This is a genomic window from Streptomyces sp. NPDC016640 (genome assembly GCF_043076215.1).
In the GTDB taxonomy this organism is placed as follows: Bacteria; Actinomycetota; Actinomycetes; order Streptomycetales; family Streptomycetaceae; genus Streptomyces.
The window spans coordinates 162,184-178,808 of record NZ_JBIBRG010000010.1; the positions used below are offsets into that span (position 1 = coordinate 162,184).

Below are 16,625 nucleotides of genomic sequence, written 5' to 3' on the forward strand. Positions count from 1 at the left end.
GGTTCGCGGCGGGCGGGGTGCGTTCCGGACCCTCATACGGTCCTCCCCGCCGGGTCCGGCACGGCCCGTGCGGCGTGCCGTGCCGGGGCGGGCACCGTGGTGCGGCGGGCCGCCAGGTCGGCCGCGAGCATCCCGAGCAGCAGCACGACGGCCGGCAGGAGGGCCGCGGCCTGGACGACGGGGACGTCCCGCACCGCGACGGCGGACACCAGCAGCTGGCCGGTGCCCGGATAGCCGAACAGGGTCTCCGCGAGGGCGGTCCCGGCGACCAGGCCGCCGGCCAGCAGGGCCGTCACCTGGAGGGCCGGGGCGTACAGGAAGGGCAGGACGTGCCGGTGCAGCACGAGCGGCGCGGGCAGTCCGCGCAGCCGGGCGTCGGCCACATGAGGCCGGCGCAGGGCGTCGCCGAGCGCGCCGCGCAGCAGGACGGTGGCGAACGCGGCCGACGGCAGGGCGAGGGTGAGGGCGGGCAGCGCCAGGAGCCGGGGATCGGCCAGGGGCGAGCCGCCCGGCGGGAGCAGGGACACCGGAGGCAGCCAGCCCAGCAGCCCGGCCAGGACGGCGCCGAGCACCGCCGCGTACACCGGCTGCGGCACGGCGGCCAGTCCGGTGGCGGCCGAGCCGCCCCGTCCGCCGCGCAGGTACGCGACGGTCAGCGCCGCCCCGGTCAGCAGCACGGTGACGGCCAGCGCCACCGCGACCAGCACGGCGGTGGCGGGCAGCCGTTCGGCGAACAGGGCGGCCACCGGCCGGCCGCTCGCCAGGGAGCGCCCCAGGTCCCCGCGGACCAGGGCGGACAGCCAGTCCCCGTACCGCACCACGGCGGGCCGGTCCAGCCCCAGCCGGTCCCGCTCGGCCGCGATGTCCTCGGCGGAGGCACGGCCCGCCGTCCGCAGCTCCCCGGCGTCTCCGGGAAGCAGTTCGGTGGCCGTGAAGACCACCGCCGTGGCCGCGACGGTCAGGGCGGCGGCACGGCCGGCCGGACGCAGGGCACGGCCCAGGGCGCGCGGTGTCACTCGGCCATCCACACCTGGTCGATGAACATGCGCTGGAAGCCGGGACCGTCGGGCAGTCCCCGCACGCCGGGCGCGGCGAGGTCGAGGCCGTCGCCGGTGCCCCAGACGACGTAGCCGCCGTCCTTCCACAGTTCGCGCTGGATGCCGGCGAGCAGCTCCCGCCTCCGCTTCTCGTTCGCGGTGGCCATGGCGTCGGCGAAGCCGTCGTCGAACGTCTTGCTGCGCCAGGCGGTCTCGTTGGTCGGGGAGTCGGACAGCAGTCCGACGCGGGTGAGGTCGGTGAAGGAGATGCCGCCGTAGTAGCCGGTGTAGAAGGCCTTCTTGGCGTAGACGGCGGTCCAGTAGGTGTCGGCGGGCTCGACCCTCACCTCCGCGTCGACGCCGATGTCGGCGAGCTGCTGGGCGTAGAGGGTGGCCGCGGTGTCCATGCCCGGGTAGGACGTGGTGGTGTGCAGGGTGACGGACAGCCCGCCCGCGTGACCGGCCTGCGCCAGCAGCTTCTTGGCCCTGGCCACGTCACGGGTGCGCTGCGGCAGGTCGGCCGGGGTGGAGGGGTCGTAGGGGGTGGGGAGGTCGTTGGCGACCTTGCCGTAGCCGAGGAAGACGGTGTCGACCAGGGCCTTGCGGTCGGCGGCGAGGCGGAACGCCTCGCGGACCCGGGGGTCGTCGAACGGCTCGGTGTCCAGCCGCATGACGAACGGGTACTCGGTGACGCCGTCGCGCCGCACCACCCGGGCCTTCGCGGAGCCGCCGGCGCTCTTGACGGCGGCGGGGCTGACGCTGCCGGCGACGTCGGCCTGGCCGGAGGCGACGGCGCCGGCGCGGGCCTGAGGGTCGGCGACGGCCTGGATCTCGATCCGGTCGAGGTGCGGGCGCTCGCCCCACCAGTCGTCGTTGCGGGTCAGGACGGCGCTCTGGGCGCCGGTCCGCTCCACCCGGTACGGGCCCGAGCCGGGGACCGGGCGGGAGAAGTCCTTCGTCCCCTCGGGCACGACGAAGGTGACGGACTCCAGGGCCCTGGGCGCGTCGGCCATCGGGGCGCGGGTGGCGAGGACGACGGTGTGCTCGCCGGGCGCGGTGGACCTCGCCATGTCGAAGTCGGCGAGCCGGCCGTAGTTCTCGGCGGCCTTGGAGCCGATCCGGCGCAGCGAGTACAGCACGTCGGCGGCGCGCACCGGGGTGCCGTCGGTGAAGCGGGCGTCGTCGCGGAGGGTGAGGGTCCAGCGGTTCATGGCGCCGTTGGGCTTCCACGACGTGGCGAGCCGGGGGCGGGTCCTGCCGTCCTCGCCGGGGACGGTCAGGACGTCGTACGCCAGGGCGAACCGCAGGACGTCCGACTCGTTGCCGAGGCCGCCGTGCGGGTCGTCGCTCGCGGTGGCGGGTGATCCGGCGACGGCGTAGCGCAGGGTGCCGCCGTCGGCGGGGGTTCCCCCGGCTGCGGCCGGGACGTCGGCCCGGGGCGTGGTGGAACAGGCGCTCAGCAGCAGGGTGCCGACGGCCGCCAGGGCGGTGAGGGCGGATCTGCGGGCCGGGAGGGCACGGGGAGACGGGTGCTGGTGCATGGCTGCTTTCCGCGAGGTGTTCGGGTCGGGAGGGGAGGACCGGGTTCAGCGGCCGTGGTGCACGGCGGCCAGGGCCCGGTCGATCAGGCCGGCGGTGCGGCGTACGGCGGGGTCGTGCAGCAGGGAGTAGTGGTGGCCGTCGACGGTGTGGGCGTCCACCGGACCGGAGACGTGCGGCAGCCAGCCCAGGGCGGGCAGGTCCCCGGCGTCGTCGACGCCCATGCCGACGCCCGCGTTGTGCGGTGACGGCCGGGACGCGGCGATGAGCAGCAGCCGGGTGTCCGGGTCGGTGAGGTGGCCGGCGCGGTGGCCGGCCAGCGCCCTCAGGTGCCGTTCGAAGACCTCCAGGCGGGCGTCGGCGGTGTCGGCAGGGCCCAGCAGGCCGGCCAGGCGCAGCCGTTCGGTGACGGCATGGCGCACGGCGTCCGGGCCGGGGGCCTCGCGGACCGCCTTCGCGTCCGCGCCGAGGCCGAGGTCGAGGTCGAGGAACGCCTCCAGTGAGCGCAGGTAGCGGACGGCCGCGAAGGCGGTGTCCTCGGCGGCGTCGGTGCCGCCCAGCTCCCTGATGCGGTCCGGTGTGTTGGAGTCGATCAGGACGAGGAGGTCGGTCCGCTCACCGCGCCGCTGGAGTTCCACGGCCATCTGGTGGGCGACCGTGCCGCCCATCGACCAGCCGCCCAGCAGGTAGGGCCCGTAGGGCTGGTGGGAGCGCAGCGCGGCGAGGTAGCGGTCCGTCATCTCGGCGATGGTGCGCGGACCGGTGCCGCCCGTGAGGGCGGGGTCGGTGAGGGCCACCACGGGCCGGCCGTCGGTGAGGAGGCGGGCGAGTTCGCCGTAGCAGAGGATGTCGCCGCCGGAGGGGTGCATCAGGAACAGCGGGCGGTCCCCGTTGCCGTCGTGCAGCGGTACGGCGGCGTCGGCGTCGGGAGTACCGGCGGGTGCGGTGTCCCGGCGGGCGGGGCGGCGCGGCGCACGCGGTGCGGGGCCGGGGTCCTGCGGGTCGTCCCAGGCGTGGGGGGCCTCGGCGAGCCGGCGCACGCGCGCGGCGTAGGCGGCGAAGGCGGCGTCCGTCTCGTCGGCGGGCAGCGCGTTGTCCAGGACGTCCCACTGGAGCAGCAGCGCCCCGTGCTGCTCGATCACCTGGTGGTCCAGCCAGGTCTGCGGGGTGCTGCTCACCCCGTGGACGGGGGTGCCCGCCCAGTCCAGGTCGTGCCCGCCGCCGAGCGGGCCGGACAGGCCCAGGGCGCTGGTGAAGACCACGGGGACGGACTCGGTGCGGCCGGTGCGCGAGGACTTCTCGGCCAACAGGTCCAGGGCGGAGAACTGCCGGTGGTCCAGGTCCGCGAAGAGGGTGCGCTGGGCCCGGCCGGCGGCGTCGGCGAAGGACGGGGCGCCGGAGCGGTCCACCTCGTGCAGCATCAGCGAGGTGAAGTCGCCGACCACGGCGTCCGCCCCGGGGAGGTGGGACGGCCGGTCGAAGAGGGTGAGGGTGACGGCGAACCGGTCCTGCCCCGACCAGCGGGCGAGGGCCTCGCCGTAGGCGGCGAGCAGGACGGCGGTGGGGGTCAGTCCGCGCCGGGCGGCCTCCGCCTTGAGGGCGTCCCACAGGTGCGGTTCCAGACGGTCGGTGCGCCGGGTGAAGCGGGGGCGCTCGCTGAGGTCCCGGGCGCGTACGGGCAGGGCGGGCGCGCCGGGCAGGCCGTCGGCCCGCGCGCGCCAGTAGGCGGCGGCCCGGGCGTGCTCGGGACTGTCGGCGCGGGCCCGGAGCGCGGCCACGCAGTCGGCGAACGTCGTCTGGAGCGCGGGGAGCCGGGCGTCCGGGTCGTTGTAGAGAACGCGCAGTTCGCGGTCCCAGATGAGATAGCTGGCGGTGTCGCACACCAGGACGTCGACGTTGACGAAGAGGCGGACGACGTCGCCGGGCAGCCGGGCGGCCCGGATGTCGACCAGGGGCCAGCGGCCCGGGCGGGGTTCGCGGCGGACCATGCGCTCACGGACGCGCTCCAGCTTGCGGGCGCGTGCGGTGTCGTCGTCCTTCGTCAGGTCCTGGACGCGGATGCGGTAGTGGGGCACCTTGTCCAGCACCCGGTTGCGGCCCTCCGGCGAGACGACCGCGCGCAGCATCGGGTGGCGGGCGACGACCGCGTTCCAGGCCGCCTCGTAGCGGTCGGTGTCCAGGCCGGGGCAGTCGTACTCCAGGTGGAAGGAGCAGGGGACGTCACCGAGGCGATAGCCGCCCGATCCGCCGACCCAGTAGGCGTGCTGCACGCGGGTGAGGGGGAACTCGCGGGGGCCGTCGCCGGCCGCCTCCGGGGTGTCCGGGGCCGCCGCGGGAGCGGGCCGGGGACCGGTACCGGGCAGCAGCGGGGCCAGGGCCGCGACGGTGGGCCGGGCCAGCAGGTCCTGCAGCCGCAGGTCGGCGCCGTGGTCGTCGCGCAGCCGGGCCAGCATCCGGGTCGCGAGCAGGGAGTGGCCGCCGAGCGCGAAGAAGTCGGCGTCGCGGTCGGTCACCGGGAAGCCGAGCAACTCCGACCAGAGCGCCGCGAGTTCGGCCTCGGCGACGGAACCGGACGCGGTGCCGGCGGACGCCCGCACGGTACGGTCCGCGGGGGCGGGTACGGCGGTGGGGGTGCCCGCGGTGCGGGGCCCGAGGTCGGCCGGGGAGACCGCCACGGAGGCGGGCGCGTGGCCGTCCCGGGCGAGGGCGAGCAGCCGGTCCACGGTGCGCATGCCGTCCGCCAGGCCGATCGAGTGCCGGGAGGCCACCGTGCGTTCGCTCTGCCCGGGACCCACCCGCCAGCCGTCCCAGGCCACGCTGATCCAGCGGGGCGTGGCCCGGCCCGTGGTCCGCTCGTGTTCGGCGAGCGCGTCCAGGTAGCGGTTGACGGCGGCGTACGGGGCGAGGCCCAGGCCGCCGACGAACGCCGTCGCCGAGGACATCAGCAGGACGGTCGCCGGGCGGCGGTCGGGGTCGAGCCCGTCCACGGCGGCGCGCAGCGCCAGGGCGGCGGTGACCTTGGCGTGCGCGTGGGCGCGCACGGTGTGCTCCTCGGTGGCGCGCAGCGGGGCGACGGCGGCGGAGGCGACCACGCCGGCCGCGTGCACGACCAGGTCCAGCGGGCCGTCGCGGTCGGTGAGCTCGCGCAGCAGCGCGGCCGTGGCGGCGCTGTCCGCGGCGTCGGCGGCACGGACCTCGATGTCGGCGCCGGACGCCTTCAGCCGGCGTACGGTCTCGGCCCGTTCGGCGTCGTCGCTGCCGGGCCGCGGGTCCGGCCGGAGGCCGGTGCGGCCGGTCACCACGACGCGCCGGCCGGAGCGGGCCAGGTGCGCGGCGAGGGCGAGGCCCACGTCACCGAGTCCGCCGAGCACCACGGCCGTTCCGGTGGCGCCCTCGGGGGCGGCCGGGCCGGCGGCGGGGCGCCAGGGCGTGATGCCGCGCAGCCAGCGCTGGCCGCCGCGCAGGGCGCACTCGGCTCCGTTCGGGCCGCCGGACGCCAGGTCCGCGGCCTCGGCGAGCACGGTGTCCAGGTCCGCCGCGTCGGGCGGCCCGGCCGGCAGGTCGAGGGCGCGCCAGCGCAGTCCCGGGAACTCCTGGGCGAGGACGCGGGGTACGGCGAGGGTGGCGGCGGCGTGGGCCTGCGGGCGGTCGGCGCTCTCCACCTGCTGGGCGTCGTGGCTGAGGTGCAGCAGGCAGGCGCGGTGCGCCCAGGGGGCGGCGACGCGCGCCACCTCCGCGTAGCGCAGGACCGACGCGGTGACGGTGGCGGCCGGATCCTCGCCGGTGGTGCCGTGCGGGCCGGTCACGAGGACGCCCTCGCAGGCGGTGTCGGGGTCCTGGGCCGCCTCCTCGAGGGTGACGGGGGTGGCTCCGGCGGCGTCGAGCGCGGCGCGTATCCGTCCGGGCAGCGGGGAACCGGGCGGGCCGTCGACGAGCCAGCGGCCGCGCGGTGCCGGGCGGCCGGTTCCGGCCGGGGGCGTGCGCCGCCAGACGGGCAGCTGGAAGGGCTCGGACTCGTCGGGGGCGGCGTGCCCGTGGCCGTCCGCCGCGCCGGGCGCCGGGGGCGCGGCCGGCGGGTCGATCCACAGTCTGCGGCCGGTCAGCGGCAGGCCGGGCAGGGCGACGCGGCGCCGTCCCGGGCGGTGCAGGGCGGCGGCGTCCAGGGGGACGCCGTGCGTCCACAGCTCGCCGGCGGCGGCGAGCAGCGCGGCGCGCCCGCCCCGGGGCTCGTCGCGGTCGGGGAAGGTGGACAGGGTGGCCAGGAGCCGCGGGTCGTCCTGCTGCCGGGCGAGTTGGAGCAGCGCGCTGCCGGGTCCCGCCTGGACGAGCACGGCCGGTCCGTCGCCCAGCGCCGCCGCCAGGGCGTCGGAGAAGCGGACCGTGGACCGCAGGTGGTCCACCCAGTGGTCGGCGCCGGGCGCGGTGTCCAGGAGCTTCCCGGTGAGGGTCGTGGCGAGCGGGATCTGCGGGACGCGGGGGCGGACGGACCCGGCGGCGGCCCGCAGTTCGGGCAGGACCGGGTTGACGAGGCGGGAGTGGGCGGCGGCGTCGAGGGAGAGCCGTACCGTGCGTTCGCCGCGGGCCGCCAGGGTGTGCTCGAGCGCGGTGACGGCCGCGACGGGTCCCGACACCACGCAGGAACGGGGGCCGTTGACGGCGGCGAGGTCGAGTTCCGGGTGGCCGGCGAGCAGGTCCAGGGTCTGCCGTTCGGCCAGCGGGACCGTGAGCATCACGCCGCCCCCGGCCGCCCGGGACATGCCCCGCGAGCGGACCGCCACCAGGGTCGCGGCGTCGGGCAGGGTCAGGGCGCCGGCGAGGACGGCGGCGACGTACTCGCCGAGGCTGTGGCCCACCACCGCGTCCGGTTCGACGCCCCAGGAGCGCAGGGTGCGCGCGGCGGCGAGGGAGACGGTGAACAGGGCGGGCAGCCCGTGGGCGGGGTCGCGCAGCAGCCGGCGCGCCTGTTCGTCGGTGGGGCCGGCGGTGACCAGGGCGGTGAGGCCGGGGGCGGTGCCGTCGTCGAACAGGGCGGCGCACTCGGCGACGGTGCGGGCGAACTCCTCCTCCTGGTCGCACAGTTCGCGTCCCATGCCCGCGTACTGGGCGCCGCCGCCCGGGAAGGCCAGCACGATCCGCGGCGGGGTGGGGCCGGGGGTGCGGCGGGGAGCGGTGCGCAGGGCGTGGGCGTCGGCGTCCGCGTGCCCGGTGAGGACCGCGGCGGCTCGGTGCGGCAGGGTCGCACGGCCGGTGTGCAGGGTGTGGGCCGCGTCAGCGGTCGCGGCCGAAGTGGTGCGCAGGGCGGTCGCGGTGGACTCGGCGAGGCGGGTGAGGGCGTCGTCGCGGTGGGCGCTGAGCAGGGCGAGCTGCGGGCGCGGGTCGGCCGGGGGTTCCGGGCGGACGGGGGCGCTGCCCAGCACGACGTGGCAGTTGGTGCCGCCGATGCCGAAGGAGCTGACCCCCGCGTACCGGTGGCCGGGCCAGTCGGTGGCCTCGTGGACGACGGTGAACGGCGAGCCGTCCAGGCCCAGATCGGGGTTGAGGGGCAGGGCGTCCAGGGTGGGCGGCAGCACGCCGTGGTGCAGGGCGAGTACGGTCTTGGCGAAGCCGGCGATCCCGGCGGCCGAGTTGGCGTGCCCGATGTTGCTCTTGACGGAGCCCAGCGCGCACCAGGCCGGGCCGGTGTCGCCGAACACCCGGCGCAGCGCCGCGACTTCGACGACGTCGCCGAGGCGGGTCGCGGTGCCGTGGGCCTCGACGTAGCCGATGTCCCTCGGCGTGAGGCCGGCCACGGCGAGGGCCTCGGAGACGGCACGGGCCTGTCCGCGCGGCGAGGGCGCGGTGAAGCCGGTGCGGTCGCCGCCGTCGTTGTTCACGGCGGAGCCGTGCAGTACGGCCAGCACCGGGTCGCCGTCGGCGAGGGCGTCGCGCAGCCGTCGCAGGACGGCCACGCCGACGCCCTGGGTGTGCACGATGCCGGTGCCCTCGGCGGAGAAGGTGCGGACGTGCCCGTCGGCGGAGAAGATCCCGTCCGGGACGTGGAGGTAGCCCCGGCCCTGCGGCACGATCAGGGAGGCGCCGCCGGCCAGGGCGGTGTCGCACTCCCCCGCCAGCAGGGACTGCGCCGCGAGGTGCACGGCGACCAGGGAGGTGGAGCAGGCGGTGCCGACCGCGACGGCCGGTCCGGTGAGCGCGAGGCGGTGCGCGACGTGCAGGGGGAGGTAGTCGGCCACCCCGGCGAGGGCGGCCTGGAGGCTGCCGACGGGGTCGGTGGCGGAGGCGGCGTAGCGGTCGGCGAGGTTGCGTGCGAGGTAGTCGCTGTGGGCGGCGCCGGCGAAGACGCCCACGGCGCCCGCCCCGGCGCCGCCGCCGTGCCCGGCGCTCTCCAGGGCGCGCAGGCAGGCTTCCAGGAAGAGCCGCTGCTGGGGGTCCATCAGGGCCGCCTCGGCGTCGGTCAGGCCGAACGGCTCGGGGTCGAAGTGGTCCTGTCCGTCGATGAGTCCGCTGACGGGTACGTGTGCCGGGTTGGCCAGCAGCCTTTCGGGGACGCCGCGTTCGGCGAGGTCCCGCTCGTCGTGCCGGGTCAGTCCGCTGCGGCCGCCCGCCAGCAGGTCCCAGTAGGCCGCCGTGTCGGGGGCGCCGGGGAACCGGCAGTCCAGGGCGGTGACCGCGATCAGGTCGTCGCCGGCGGCCGGGTGTCCGGGCCCGGCGTCCGCCACGGGGCCCCGGGGGGAGGACGGTCCGGTCATCGCGTGGTCTCCTCGGCGAGGGCGCGTGCGGCGAGGCGGGAGCTTCTGCGCGCGGGGCGTTCGGGCTGCGGGACGGTGAGGACGGGGGCGGGGCCCGTGGTGTGTGCGCCGGTGCTCACGGCCCCGGTGGCATCGGGTACGGGGGTGTCCGGGGCGCGTTGCGCGGTGATGCGGGCGGCCAGGGCGGCGACGGTGGGGTGTTCGAACATGTCGGCCAGCACGAGGCGGGGCGCGATGCCCTCGCGGAGCCTGCGGTGGGTGAGGACGAGGGTGAGCGAGGTCGCGCCCAGGGCGCCGAAGGTGCTGTCGGGCGTGACGGGGACGTCGGTGAAGTCGGCCAGGACGGCGGTGAGCGCGTCCAGCACCTCCGGGTCCACGGGCGTGTCCGCGCCGGCCCGGCGGCCTCGCGGGGGCCGACGGTGCTCCGTGGGCGCCTGCGCGCCGCCGTCCGTGGCGCCGCGCTCCGGGCCGGGCACGCCGGACGGCGTGGCGGGTGCCGTGACGGTGGCCGCAGCAGGCTCCGTGGTCCCGCTGCCGGACGGGGCGCAGACCACTTCGGCGAGTCCGCCGGCGGGCAGACGCGTCTCGACGGCGGAGCCGGTGAGACGCGCGACGTGCCGCAGCCATCGGGCGGACGCCTCCAGCGCGTCGTCCGGCCGGAGCCTGCCGGGCCGGACCACGAGCGCGGTGTCGAGTCCCAGTGCCGCCGCCTCGGCGACCGCGGCGGCGACCCACACCGGGCCGCCGGCGGGGGCCGCTTCCGCCCGCGGGGCCGCGGCGGGCCCGCTCCGTCCGGCGCCGACGGCATGGACATCGGCATCGGAGCCGGCGTCCGCGGAGGGTCCGTCGGCGCGCGGGAACGGCACATCGGCGTGCGGGGACGACACTGCGGCGTCACCCGCCGGTGCGGCGGCGTCCCCGGCCGCACCGGCGTCCGCGGCCGGTGACCCGGCCGGTGCGGCACCGGGCGCGGCGACCGGTGCCGCCGCGGTCAGCGCCGCGTGGTCGATCTTGCCGTTGGCCGTGACCGGGAGCTGGTCCAGGATGACGAACCTGCCGGGCACCATGTAGTCGGGCAGCCGTTCGCGCAGACTGTCCGCCAGCTCCTCGGCCGTGGGCGCCTCGCCGGCGCCCCGGGACGAGAGGTGGGCGACCAGCCGGGGCCGCCCGTCGGGCCCGCGCACCGACGACACCACGCACTGCCGCACCGAGGGGTGCCGGGCGAGCACGGCCTCCACCTCGCCGAGTTCGATGCGGTGCCCGCGGATCTTCACCTGCCGGTCGACGCGGCCGAGGAACTCGATGGTGCCGTCGGCGGTCCACCGGCCGAGGTCGCCGGTCCGGTACAGCCGGCGGCCCAGCACGGGGTGGACGGCGAACCGCTCGGCCGTCTGCGCCGGGTCGGCGGTGTAGCCGCGGGCCAGTCCGTCGCCGCCTATGAACAGCTCGCCCGCCTCGCCGACCGGACAGGGCCCGCCGTCCTCGTCGAGCACGAAGAAGCTCTGGCCCCGCAGGGCCCGGCCGTACGGGATGCTGACCCAGTTCGGGTCGGTGCGCTCCACCGGGTGAGTGATGGACCAGATGGACGCCTCGGTGGCCCCGCCCAGGCTCATCACCCTTGCCTGCGGGGCGATTCGGCGCAGCCGGTCGGGCAGGGTCAGGGGGATCCAGTCGCCGGAGAGCATCACCAGGCGCAGGGAGCGCAGCGCCGTGGCGGCCTCGTCCGGCTCCATCTCCGCGTACTCGACGAGCATTTCGAGCAGGGCGGGGGCGGTGTTCCACACGGTGACGCCGTGCCGGCCGGCCAGTTCCAGCCAGTGCTGCGGGTCGCGCTGCCGTGCGGGTTCGGGCAGGACGAGGCAGCCGCCGGCGCCGAGGACGCCGTAGATGTCGAACACGGACAGGTCGAAGCTCAGCGCCGACAGCGCCAGGACCCGGTCCTCGGGGCCGATGCCGAACCGGTCGACGATGTCGTCGACGGTGGTGCGGGCGGCCCGGTGCTGGATCTCGACGCCCTTGGGGCTGCCGGTGGAGCCGGAGGTGAAGATGGTGTAGGCGAGGTCGCCGGGGCTCGGAAGGGCGGCGGGGGCCGCGGGCTCGGCGGGGGCGGGGGCGGTGCGCGCGGGGCGGCCGGCGGCGGTCAGGCGGTGCGCGGTGACGCCGTCCGGCCACTCGGTCCGCACGCCCCGGCCGGTGAGTGCGTGGCGCACCCCGGCGCGTTCGCACACGGCGGCGATGCGCGCGGCCGGCCAGGTGGGCTCGACCGGCAGGTAGCCCGCTCCGCTCAGGCTGACGCCGAGTACGGCGGTGATCTGCGCGGTGCCCTTCTCGCAGGCGACGGCGACCATGTCGCCGGGGCCCACCCCCTGCGTGGTGAGCAGGGCCGCGGTGGCGGTGGCGTTGTCCGCCAGGCGGGCGTGGGTGACGGTGGCGGCGGAGGTGCGCAGCGCGGGGCGCCGCGGGTGCCGGCGGGCGGCGCCGGCGACCGGGTCGTGCAGCAGCGGGCCGGCGTCCGGGAAGGGATCGGCGTCCAGGGGTTCCTCCGGGCGGAAGGAGGGGTCCCAGCCCAGCGCGGTGTCCCGCCAGGCAGCGGCGTCCGTGAGGGCGTGCAACAGGCGTACGTAGGCGTCCAGGAGGGCCTGGATCCAGCCGTCGGGGAAGGCGCCCTCGACCGCGTCCCAGGCGAGGCGGAGCCGTCCGCCCTCGTCCCACACGATGTGGTCGAGCAGGACCTGCGGGGTCTGGGAGATGCCGTGCACCTCGCGGCCGATCCAGGCGGCCGGGGGTTCGGCGTCGCCGGCGAGGCCCACGCCGCTGGTGAAGACCACCGGGTGGCTGGGGGCTCCCACCACCGGCGCGTCCTGTGACCGCAGCTCCCTGAGGACCTCGACACCGGACACGGACCGGTGGTCCAGGTCCTCCCAGAAACGGTGGTTGACGGCCGTCGCGTAGTCGGCGAAGCCCTTCCAGCCGGCGGGGTCGAAGCGGGGCGTGCCGACCAGGGCGGTGGTGGTGAAGTCTCCGACCACGCCCTCGGCCCCGGCGCCGTCCTCCGGGCGGTCGAACAGGGTGGTGTTCAGGCACACCCGCTCCCCCGCGCCCCACCGTCCGAGGACGACGGCGAACGCGGCGAGCAGGGCGGCGGTCGGGGTGACCGCGTGCTCGGCGCACCGGGCGCGCAGTCCGGCCCAGGCGGCGGCGTCGAGTTCGGCGGCGCAACGGACGAAGCGCGGCGGGGTGGTGTCCGCGGGGTCGCGCAGCACCGGCAGGCGCGGCGCGGGCGGGAGTTCGGGGGCGCGTTCGGCCCAGTAGGCGCGGTCGCGGGCGCGCTGGGCCGCCCAGGCGGGGTCGGCGGCGCGGGCGCGCTGGAGGTCGGCGAAGCGGGCCGACGGCTCCGGGAGGCGGTGGCCGGGGTCCGCGACCAGGCTGCCCCACTGGCGCATCAGCAGCATCCAGCCGGCCATGTCGGTCAGGAGGACGTCCACCCCGACGTGCAGCCGGGTCCGTCCGCCGGGCAGCAGCGTGGCGTGGAGGTCGAACAGCGGCCAGCCGCCGGTGGGGCGGTTCTGGTGCGAGCGTTCCCCGCGCAGTGCCGACAACGTCGCCTCCACCCGCTCCCCGGACTCGTGGCGCAGGTCGGTGACGCCGATCCGGTAGCGGCCGGGGTCGTCGACGATGTGCTGGCGGCCCCTGCCGTCGACCGTCATGCGGAGCATCGGGTGATGGCCGATCAGCCGGTTCCAGGCGGTCTCCAGCCGTTCCACGTCCAGGAGTTGGTCGGTGCCGCCGGGCGTGCGGTCGTACTCGTGGTAGTAGAAGGTGGCGACCCCGCCCAGCGGCAGGCCCTCGGCCCGCCCGGCGAGGTAGGAGGCCTGAATGGGCGTCAGCGGGAAGCCCGCCTCCCCGCCGTCGTCCGTCCCCGCCCCGGGAGCGGCGGGGGCGGGGTCCGCGGCGCCGGCGGGCCCCTCCCCGGCGAGCAGCCGGTCCGTCACCGCGCGGGCCGTCGCGCCGTCGCCGAGGAACGCGGTCAACGGCAGGTCGTGGCCCGTGCGTTCGCGGATCCTGCGCCTGAGCCGTACCGCGGTGAACGATTCGAGCCCGAGGGCGGCGAGCGGTGTCGTCCGAGCCACCTCCCGCGGCGGTATGCCGAGGACCTCGGCCACGCACTCGACGACACGGGCGAGCAGGTCGCCGCCCGACACAGGCTGGTTCATCCGGTCTCCGTCACAGAGGCAGGCGGGAAGGCGCCACCCCCGGGCCGGACGGCACGGGGGAAGGCAGAACAGCAACGAACCTAGATGAAAATGATTATCAGATCAACTACTGATGGATGTCGGTTCGGCCGCGCGCTCCAGAACGCACAGCCCGAGCGACGGATCACCGGTGCGCCGCAGCACCAGCCCGGCCTCCGCGGCCTCGCCCGCCAGCACGTCCACCTCGGCGACCCACCAGCGGTACTCGACGGACGCCCCGGTCAGCCGCCGGCCCCGGTGCAGCACGTCGTACTCCATGTGCCAGGTGATCTCGTCCGCCCCGGTGGGGCGCGCGGCCGCCCAGCCCTCGTACTCCATCTCGCCGATGACGACCCCGGCCATCCGCACCCGCTCCACCTCCACCGGGACGAACGGCCCGGTCGCGTTGAACACCAGCAGGCCGCCCGGGGCGAGGTGCCGGGCGGCTCGCTCCCACAGCTCGCGCCGCCGCCCGGGCGGCAGGTGCCCGATCATGTTCAGGGCCACCACGGCGCGCACGCCGTCGGGCCACTCGGCGGCCGCGTCGCCGGGAACCACCGTGACGCGCCCGCGCAGTTCGTCGTCCTCGTACACCCGGGCGAGCAGGACGGCGCGCATCGCGGCGGACGGCTCGACGGCGAACACCGGCGCCTGCGGCAGCGCGTCACGGATGGCGCGCACCCCCCGACCCGATCCCGCCCCGAGGTCCACCACGGCCCCGTCCACGGCGCGCACCCGGGACAGGACGTCCGCGAGCGCCGGGGCCAGCGGCTCCCACGCCGCGGCGATCATGATGTCGAGGTACTCGGCGGACCGCTCGTAGGGGTCGCTCGTCACTGTTCCGGACATTCACTGCCTCACTGCTCGTCGAAGGGCGGGCGCGCTCCAGGGCGCCGACGCGCAGTACAGTAATCGCAAATGAATTTCATTACGAAGAGATCGGGGTGACCCGGCCCCCTCGACGTCCCCGGACACACCCTCCCTGGCGGCCCCGCCCCCCCCGGACGGCGCGGCGCCCGCCGTGACCGCACGGCGGGCGCTGTGGTGCCAAGTCCGCGACGGGTGGCTCAGTGGTCGTCCCAGTGGCCCTCGTGGGAGGCGTGCCGGTGTCCCTCGTGCACGTAGTCGACATGGTCGTCGTGCGGGACGGCGACATGGCCGCAGCCGCTTCCGTGCTGGTGGTCATGGCCCTCGTGCGGTGCGTGGCCGGTGGTCACGCACTCGTCGACGTGGCCGTCGTGCGCGCGGTGGATGTGCCCGTCGTGCACGTAGTCGACGTGGTCGCCGTGCGGGACGGCGACGTGCCCGCAGCCTTCCGCGTGCCGGTGGTCGTGGGCCTCGTGGGTGCGGTGCTCGGTGGCAGACGTCATGACGTGCTCCCGGTGCCGGTCCGACGGGCGGCCGCCCGTTCGACGGCGGCTGCCGCGTTACCGCCTCACCGTAGAACGGCCCCCGTCCCCGCGCATCCGCAGCCACTCGCGGGGCAGGGACCCTCGGGCGCGTCCGGCCCCGCGCGGCTGGCAAGCTACCGGGTGTGACCACGCATGAGACAGTGCACGCGCCCGCGATCACACAGATCAGCCGGGCCCAGGACGCCACCGCCGCCCTCAGGCGGGAGCTGACCGACTGCTGGACGGCGGTCGTCAACGACGGCGGGGCCGTCATCCCCATGGACTGCCCGCTGCCACCGGTGACCCGGTCGGCGATCGAACCGGCGGTGGAGCGGATCGTGGGGGAGCTCTCCCCGCAGCACGGCAGGCTCCTCCTGGCGAGGGTGGGCGGCTCGCTCGCGGGCTGGATGGCGGTGCGCCGTGAGCAGCACCCGCTCGCGGCGCACTGGGGTGTGGTGAACCACGTCCAGACCCACGTCCGCTTCCGCGGCCTGGGCGTCGGCGCCGCGTTGATGGGGCGCGCCGCGGCCGTCGCGCGCGAGGAGATGGGGCTGGAGCGACTGCGGCTGTCGGCGCGGGCAGGTCTGGGACTGGAGGACTTCTACCGCAAGTGCGGCTGGACCGAGGTCGGCCGCTGGCCGGGCGCGCTGCGGGTGGCACCCGGAGACGACCGGGACGAGATCCTCATGAGCCTGGCCCTGCGAGACCGGGTGTCCTCCTGAGCCTCGCCCGCGAGCCGGCCGTCCTCATCAGCCCGGCCCGTGGGACCGGCCGTCCTCATGAGCATCACCTGTGAGTCGGCCGTCCTCACGCACCCGGTGCGGTGAGGACGGCCGTCCTCACGCGCCGGCGGTACCCCGGTCGTCCTTGACCGCCACCAGGACGGCGCTGTCGCCGAACTGCCAGACCGGTGCGACATGGCGGAAGCCCGCCTGCCGCAGCAGCACGGCGTGACGGCCCACCGCCAGGTCCTCGTCTCCCCCGCCTCCCCCCAGGGGCGCCAGGCGCTGCTCGCGCTCCACGAACAGGTCGGCCAGCTCGGGGTCGCGGGCCGCCGCGGCCCACCAGGACCGCCAGTCCTCGTGGGCGTGGCCCCCCGTCCGCTCGGCGCGGCGGCGGCCCACGTACCCGGTGAGGTCCGCGCACGGTTCCTCGTCCGGCGGGAAGTGGTCACCGTTGACCAGGACGCCGCCCGGACGCAGCAGGGCGGCCAGCCGGCGGTAGGTGTCCAGCAGCACGGGCTCGGGAAGGTAGTGCAGGGCCGTCGTCGAGACGGCGGCGTCCAGCGGGCGTTCCAGCCCGAGGGCGTCGGTCCACCCCTCCGCGCCGATCACCGTGTCGACGTAGCGGGCGGTGTCGGCGTGGTGGGTGCGGCCCAGTTCCAGCAGCAGGGGGTCCATGTCGACGGCGACGATCTCCGCGTCCGGGAGGCGGCGGGCGAGCCGGGCGGACAGGGAGCCGGGACCGCAGCCCAGGTCGAGCAGGAGCGGCCGGGTACGGCCGGCCGTGGCGTGCTCGACGACATCCGTGATCACGGTGAACCGCTCCTCGCGGTCCACCGCGTACCGCTCCTGCTGCCGTTCCCAGCGCTCCACCCACGCCCTGGCCGTCCCCATGCTCACGCCCATCGCTCGCGCACCTCTCGCGTCCGTCGTCCCCGTCTTTCCCGGCACCTCCGAA

General features: G+C 76.6%; 8 protein-coding genes. 1 reads left to right on the forward strand and 7 read right to left on the reverse strand.

The features are described from left to right. Positions 1-32: 32 nt before the first annotated feature. From ACF07S_RS21595 to ACF07S_RS21620, 6 genes are all read right to left on the reverse strand, one after another. Positions 33-1,016, reverse strand: a complete 984-nt coding sequence (locus ACF07S_RS21595; protein WP_391974842.1) for an ABC transporter permease — start codon at positions 1,014-1,016, stop codon at positions 33-35. Further along, a complete protein-coding gene (locus tag ACF07S_RS21600) occupies positions 1,013-2,578 on the reverse strand; it encodes an ABC transporter substrate-binding protein (protein WP_391963395.1) in 1,566 nt (521 codons plus the stop codon). The genes ACF07S_RS21595 and ACF07S_RS21600 overlap by 4 nt, the downstream gene beginning before the upstream one ends. A gap of 45 nt (positions 2,579-2,623) precedes the next feature. After that, positions 2,624-9,322: an SDR family NAD(P)-dependent oxidoreductase gene (locus ACF07S_RS21605; RefSeq protein ID WP_391974843.1), complete on the reverse strand. Its 6,699-nt coding sequence runs from the start codon at positions 9,320-9,322 to the stop codon at positions 2,624-2,626. Next, the gene (locus ACF07S_RS21610) at positions 9,319-13,536 is read right to left on the reverse strand and encodes an amino acid adenylation domain-containing protein (RefSeq protein ID WP_391974844.1); all 4,218 of its coding nucleotides are present in this window, start codon (positions 13,534-13,536) and stop codon (positions 9,319-9,321) included. Before ACF07S_RS21610 ends, ACF07S_RS21605 begins: the two co-directional genes overlap by 4 nt. A gap of 102 nt (positions 13,537-13,638) precedes the next feature. Then, a complete protein-coding gene (locus tag ACF07S_RS21615; RefSeq protein WP_391974845.1) occupies positions 13,639-14,403 on the reverse strand; it encodes a class I SAM-dependent methyltransferase in 765 nt (254 codons plus the stop codon). A gap of 218 nt (positions 14,404-14,621) precedes the next feature. Next, positions 14,622-14,924: a hypothetical protein gene (locus ACF07S_RS21620; RefSeq protein ID WP_391963399.1), complete on the reverse strand. Its 303-nt coding sequence runs from the start codon at positions 14,922-14,924 to the stop codon at positions 14,622-14,624. A 164-nt stretch (positions 14,925-15,088) separates the two neighbouring features. On the opposite strand from ACF07S_RS21620, the gene ACF07S_RS21625 reads away from it, so the two are divergent. After that, positions 15,089-15,667, forward strand: a complete 579-nt coding sequence (locus tag ACF07S_RS21625; protein ID WP_391974846.1) for a GNAT family N-acetyltransferase — start codon at positions 15,089-15,091, stop codon at positions 15,665-15,667. A gap of 117 nt (positions 15,668-15,784) precedes the next feature. Here the strand turns inward: ACF07S_RS21625 and ACF07S_RS21630 are convergent, their stop codons facing one another. Continuing rightward, a complete protein-coding gene (locus ACF07S_RS21630) occupies positions 15,785-16,573 on the reverse strand; it encodes a class I SAM-dependent methyltransferase (RefSeq protein WP_391974847.1) in 789 nt (262 codons plus the stop codon). Between the last annotated feature and the right edge of the window lie 52 nt (positions 16,574-16,625).